6 protein-coding genes are annotated in these 5,513 nt (G+C 71.5%); 4 read left to right on the forward strand and 2 right to left on the reverse strand.

Going from position 1 to position 5,513, the window contains the following annotated elements; translation table 11 throughout:
- Positions 1-90: 90 nt before the first annotated feature.
- Positions 91-714, forward strand: a complete 624-nt coding sequence (locus ACWIF2_RS39975) for a TIGR04222 domain-containing membrane protein (RefSeq protein ID WP_454366530.1) — start codon at positions 91-93, stop codon at positions 712-714.
- 79 nt (positions 715-793) lie between these two features.
- Here the strand turns inward: ACWIF2_RS39975 and gcl are convergent, their stop codons facing one another.
- Complete coding sequence (gcl, locus tag ACWIF2_RS39980) at positions 794-2,578, reverse strand: glyoxylate carboligase (RefSeq protein ID WP_454366532.1); 1,785 nt, start codon at positions 2,576-2,578, stop codon at positions 794-796.
- Between the two features lie 209 nt (positions 2,579-2,787).
- Here gcl and ACWIF2_RS39985 point away from each other — a divergent pair, with 209 nt between their 5' ends.
- On the forward strand, positions 2,788-3,564 hold the full coding sequence (locus ACWIF2_RS39985; protein ID WP_454366534.1) for a hypothetical protein: 777 nt from the start codon (positions 2,788-2,790) through the stop codon (positions 3,562-3,564).
- Positions 3,565-3,579: 15 nt separating this feature from the next.
- Here the strand turns inward: ACWIF2_RS39985 and ACWIF2_RS39990 are convergent, their stop codons facing one another.
- Positions 3,580-4,461, reverse strand: a complete 882-nt coding sequence (locus ACWIF2_RS39990) for an NAD(P)-dependent oxidoreductase (RefSeq protein ID WP_454366536.1) — start codon at positions 4,459-4,461, stop codon at positions 3,580-3,582.
- Between the two features lie 49 nt (positions 4,462-4,510).
- Between ACWIF2_RS39990 and ACWIF2_RS39995 the strand changes: the two genes are divergently transcribed.
- Positions 4,511-4,918 (forward strand): MerR family transcriptional regulator, encoded by a 408-nt coding sequence (locus ACWIF2_RS39995; RefSeq protein ID WP_454366538.1) that lies wholly within the window; start codon positions 4,511-4,513, stop codon positions 4,916-4,918.
- A gap of 15 nt (positions 4,919-4,933) precedes the next feature.
- Positions 4,934-5,455: a GNAT family N-acetyltransferase gene (locus ACWIF2_RS40000; protein WP_454366540.1), complete on the forward strand. Its 522-nt coding sequence runs from the start codon at positions 4,934-4,936 to the stop codon at positions 5,453-5,455.
- The last annotated feature ends 58 nt before the right edge of the window (positions 5,456-5,513 follow it).

Genomic DNA, 5,513 nt, shown 5'->3' on the forward strand with positions numbered 1-5,513 from the left:
GGCTTCAACAGCCCCCGGGGCCGGGCACATTCCCGACACACGGGGACCCGCCGGCACGGGGGCGGCGGACCCCGTCACGGGGGTGAAGCCATGAGCGACGGTACGGCGGTCCGGCTGGAGCCGCACGAGATCGCACTGCTGGGGGAAGGCCCGCGGGCCGCCGTCACCGTCGCCGTGGTGGACCTTTATCTGCGGGGGCTGGTGGAGGCCGACCGGCCCGGGACGATACGGAAGGGCTTCGCGGACGTCGTGCCCGCTCAGCAGCCGCCGTCCCCCTTGGCGCAGGCGGTGCACACGTCCCTGCGCGAGCCCGCCGGGCTCCGGACGCTGGTGAAGGACCCGGACATCAGGATCGCGGTGGCGCTGATGCGCATCCCCCTCGCGGGGGCGGGCCTGCTGCGCTACCCGCTGCTCGGCCCGACGCGCGCCGCCCGCCGCCAGGTGCGGGAGCTGCGCCAGAGCCATCCGCTGCCCGCGAGCAGGCGCGGTCTGACCGACGAGGAGAGGCTGCTGGCCGTCGCGCTGCACGGCGAGCCGGCCCTGCGCCTGCTGGTGCCGCGCTTCGCCCTGCGGGCGGGGCTGGTCCGCCGGGCCGAGGTGGGCGGCAAGAACCTCCTCAAGAACTCACCGCGCGGCAGGGGCGGCAGCGGCGGGGGGTACCACTACTGCGGTGGGGGTGGCGGCGGGGGCGGATGCGGAGGCGGCGGAAGCTGACCCCATGGGTCACCCCATGCGTAAGGGGCGGTCCGTCCCACGGACGGGCCGCCCCTCTGCTCGTTCGTTCTCCCGCGCGTCAGACCTTCAGCGTCTTGATCGAGGTCGGCGCATGGCCGGGCTCCGTGGCGAGCTCCTCGAACTCCACGACGTTGCCGATGTCGTTGGTCGTCGACATGGAGATGTTGGTGACCCGCTCCAGGATCGCCTCGACGACGACCGGGACCCGGTACTCCGCGGCGAGCTTCTTGGCCTGCTCGAAGGCCGCGCCCAGCTCGGCCGGGTCGGTGACGCGGATCGCCTTGCAGCCGAGGCCCTCGGCGACCCGGACGTGGTCGACGCCGTAGACGCCGAGCTCCGGGGCGTTGATGTTCTCAAACTCCAGGTTGACCTGGAAGTCGATGTCGAACGCCCGCTGCGCCTGACGGATCAGGCCCAGGTAGGAGTTGTTGACGAGGACATGGACGTACGGGATCTTGTGCTGCGCGCCGACGGCCAGTTCCTCGAGCATGAACTGGAAGTCGTAGTCGCCGGAGAGCGCCACGACGGACGCCTCGGGGTCGGCCTTGGCGACGCCGAGCGCGGCCGGGACGGTCCAGCCGAGCGGGCCGGCCTGGCCGCAGTTGATCCAGTGGCGGGGCCGGTAGACGTGGAGCATCTGGGCGCCGGCGATCTGCGAGAGGCCGATGGTGGAGACGTAGCGGGTCTCCGGGCCGAAGGCCTTGTTCATCTCCTCGTAGACGCGCTGGGGCTTGATCGGGATGTCGTCGAAGTGGGTACGGCGCTGGAGCGTGGCCTTCCGCTCCTGCGCGGCGGCGGCCCATTCGGTGCGGTCGGGCAGCCTGCCCGCCGTCTTCAGCTCCCGTGCCACCTCGACGAACAGCTCCAGCGCGGCCTTGGCGTCGGAGGCGATGCCGTAGTCCGGGGCGAAGATCTTGCCGATCTGGGTGGGCTCGATGTCGACGTGGACGAACTTCCGCCCGGCCGTGTAGACGTCGAGCTTGCCGGTGTGGCGGTTGGCCCAGCGGTTGCCGATGCCGAGGACGAAGTCGGACTCCAGGAAGGTCGCGTTGCCGTAGCGGTGCGAGGTCTGGAGGCCGACCATGCCGGCGTTCAGCTCGTGGTCGTCGGGGAGGAGGCCCCAGCCCATCAGGGTCGGGACGACCGGGGTGCCGGTCAACTCGGCGAATTCGACGAGCAGTTCCGCGGCATCGGCGTTGATGATCCCGCCGCCGGCGACGATCAGCGGCCGCTCGGACTCGTTGAGGAGCGTGATCGCCTTCTCGATCTGGGCGCGGGTCGCGGCCGGCTTGTAGACCGGGAGCGGCTCGTACGTCTCCGGGTCGAACTCGATCTCCGTCAGCTGGACGTCGATCGGCAGGTCGATCAGGACCGGCCCGGGCCGGGCCGAGCGCATCAGGTGGAAGGCCTGCTGGAAGACGCCGGGGACCTGTGCCGCCTCCAGGACGGTCACGGCCATCTTCGTGACCGGCTTGGCTATCGAGGCGATGTCGACGGCCTGGAAGTCCTCCTTGTGGATCACGGCGGTCGGGGCCTGGCCGGTGATGCACAGGATCGGGATGGAGTCTCCGGTCGCGGAGTACAGACCCGTGATCATGTCGGTGCCGGCCGGGCCGGAGGTGCCGATGCAGACGCCGATGTTGCCCGGCTGGGTGCGGGTGTAGCCCTCGGCCATGTGCGAGGCACCCTCGACATGCCGGGCGAGGGTGTGGGCGATGCCGCCGGAGGCCTTGAGCGCCGCGTAGAAGGGGTTGATCGCCGCGCCCGGGACACCGAACGCGTCGGTCACGCCCTCGCGCTTGAGGATCTCAACTGCCGCTCGGGCAGCGGTCATTCGAGCCATCGAGTACTCCTGCTTCGGCTGTCGGATTCGCACTCCCGTCGCGCCCCGCGGTGAGCTCTTCCGTATTGTGGAAAACTTCTTCTACGATCTGGAATTAATGTAAGTGGGGCTGCCGAAGGCCGTCAAGAGATGGCAAGGGGCGGACAGGCAGGGGCCCGGAGGCGCACGATGGATCCGCTGTCCCGACGCGACGCGGTTCTGGAGTTGACATGGCCGAGACCGTCCCGGTGCGCTGCCCGGCCTGCCACCGCGAGCACCGCTACACGGCGCCGGTGTACCCCTGCGTGTGCGGCGCGCCGGTCGGCCCGCCCCTGGACCGCGACCGTGCGGCGACGCCTGTCCCTCATCGCGTCTGGCAGGACGACTGGGTGACGGTGCGCTGCGCGTCCTGCGGCCGGAGCGGGGAGTGGCCGCGCCCGGAGATGGGGTGCGCGTGCGGAACGGTGCTGCGGGTGCCGGTGGCGGAGGGGCGGGGACCGGCCGGCCCGGACGACGGGACGGACCGGGCCGCCGATGCAGCCCGGCCGCGGTCCACGCCGGACGCACGCGACGCCGCGGCCGCCACCGCCATCGCGGGCGCCGCGGCCGCCCGGCCGCCCTTCCGGTCCGTCACCATCCGTACCGCCCGGGACGCCGTCACGGCCACCGCGCTGTATCTGCGCTGGCTCGGCTACCCGGACGTACGCCGGGCGGACCAGCGTCCCCCGTCCGGCATCGGCCTCGCGGCCCGCGGCGTCCTCGCACAGGTCGACCCGGCCGTGCGCCCCGCGACGCTGCGGGACGTGGAGTGCCTGTGGCTGACGGCCATGACGGAGTCCGCCGACTGCCTCTACTTCTCCCTCACCGGCTACGCGGACGACGCCCGGGCCCGCGCCGACGCCCTGGCCGTCCCCCTGTTCGTCCTCGATCTCACGGGCACACCGCACCCGGTGAACGCCCCGGCCGAGACGCTGGCCACCACCGGCACCGGGAACCGGGCGCCCTGACCCCTCCTGAGCCGGTCAGTCGCCGCTCGGCTTGGCGAACTCCTCGATCAGCACGGGATACTGCTCCCCGCCGTGTCCGGCGGCGATCGAGCGGTCGGCCATCGCCTTGATCAGCTTGGGCAGTTCGGCGTTGACACCGACCGCCTCGCTCTCCTCGATCAGGTGCGCCATGGCCCGCACGTCGGTCTCCAGGGCGGAGACCTCGGCAGGGAAGGAGCCGCTGTCGATCTGCCGGGCGTATCCCGGCAGCCATTCGGCCACGCCGGCGGCGATCCGCTGCGCGAACGGCGCGTACGTCACAGCGTCGACACCGGCCGTCCTGAGCAGGGCGGTGCCCTGCAGCCAGGCGTTCAGGACGCTCCACATCATGGCCAGGCCGGCCACGTCGTACAGGGAGGCCAGGCCATGGTCCGCGCCGAGGTGGGTGACGGTGCCGAGCGCGTCGAGTGTCGACTTGTGCGCCTCGAAGTCCGCCTGCGAGCCGCTGTGCAGAATGATCGCCTCGGCGGTGCCGATCGCCGGCGGGACGGCCATGATGGCGCCGTCCAGGTAGCGGGCGCCGCGCTGCTCGGCCCAACGGGCCGTCTCACGGGCCTGGGCCGAGTCGCCCGAGGTCAGGTTGATCAACGTCCTGCCCTCGAGGTCGGCATCGCTCGCGCCCAGGAGTTCCCGCACGGCCTGGTAGTCGGTGACGCAGATGATCGTCAGCGGGCCTGCCTCGATCGCGTCGCCGACGGTCGGCGCGAGCCGTGCGCCGTCGGCGACGAGTCGGTCGGCCTTGGAAGCCGTGCGGTTCCACACGGTTGTGGCATGCCCGGCTTTCAGGAACGCGCCGGCGAGGGCCTGGCCCATGAGGCCGAGTCCGATGATTGTCACGGGTACGTCGGTTGTGTTCATGGCAGCATCGTCAACGTTGATACCGGTATGAAGGTCAAGCGAGGTTTCGATGCGCATCGGGGAATTGAGTCGCCGGACGGGCGTGAACGCCCATCAGTTGCGCTACTACGAGGCCCAGGGCCTGCTGGAGGCGGACCGCGGCGCGAACGGTTACCGCGAGTACGGGGACAGCGCCGTGCTGCGGGTGAAACAGATACGCCACCTGCTCGGGGCCGGACTGTCGTCCGAGGACATCGCGTACCTGCTGCCCTGCGCGGTCGGAGAAGCCCCGGAGCTGCTCGGATGTCCGGAACTGCTGGCGGCGATGCGGTCACGGCTGCGGCGACTGGACGACCAGATGGCCACGCTCACCCGCTCCCGGGACGCTCTCGCCGACTACATCGACGCGGCGGAGCGCATGGGCGGCGAGACCTACCCGCCCTTCGACGACGCCGATCCGGAGTGCGTGCCCGCCTGAGGAGTTGGTGAACGCATGACGTCGAGATCTGCCGGCATCCGCCCCGCGACCGCCGCCGAACTCCCCGCCCTCCAGGACATCGAACGTGCCGCCGGCGCCCCCTTCCACGACCTCGGCATGCCGGAGATCGCCGACGACGAGCCGCCGGGGCTGGACGTACTGGAGCGCTACCGCCGGGCCGGCCGCTGCTGGGCAGCGGTGGACGAGCGGGACCGTCCGGTCGCGTATCTGCTGGCCGAGCCCGTGGACGGGGCGCTGCACATCGAGCAGGTCTCGGTCCACCCGCGTGCCGCGCGCCGCGGCGTGGGCCGGGACCTCCTGGCACACGCCGCCGGCCACGCCCGCGAGGAGGGCCTGACCGCCCTGACCCTGACCACCTTCGCGGAGGTCCCGTGGAACGCCCCCTACTACGCCCGCCTCGGCTTTCGCGCCCTGCCCGAGCCGGACCTCACCCCCGGCCTGCGCGCCATCCGCGCGAAGGAAGCCGAACACGGCCTGGACCGCTGGCCACGGGTGTGCATGCGCGCACCGCTGTGACCTACCGTTCCTATTCAGTGAGCAGGAGTGAGTGTTGGACCCATTCCTGGTCGCTGCG

Source organism: Streptomyces sp. NPDC055506 (assembly GCF_053643595.1).

Excerpts from the sequence above, each read along its gene's own strand:
- ACWIF2_RS39985 (WP_454366534.1), top strand. The coding sequence starts at position 2,788 with ATGGCCGAGACCGTCCCGGTGCGCTGCCCGGCCTGCCACCGCGAGCAC.
- gcl (WP_454366532.1), bottom strand. The coding sequence starts at position 2,578 with ATGGCTCGAATGACCGCTGCCCGAGCGGCAGTTGAGATCCTCAAGCGC.
- ACWIF2_RS39990 (WP_454366536.1), bottom strand. The coding sequence starts at position 4,461 with ATGAACACAACCGACGTACCCGTGACAATCATCGGACTCGGCCTCATG.
- ACWIF2_RS39975 (WP_454366530.1), top strand. The coding sequence starts at position 91 with ATGAGCGACGGTACGGCGGTCCGGCTGGAGCCGCACGAGATCGCACTG.
- ACWIF2_RS40000 (WP_454366540.1), top strand. The coding sequence starts at position 4,934 with ATGACGTCGAGATCTGCCGGCATCCGCCCCGCGACCGCCGCCGAACTC.
- ACWIF2_RS39995 (WP_454366538.1), top strand. The coding sequence starts at position 4,511 with ATGCGCATCGGGGAATTGAGTCGCCGGACGGGCGTGAACGCCCATCAG.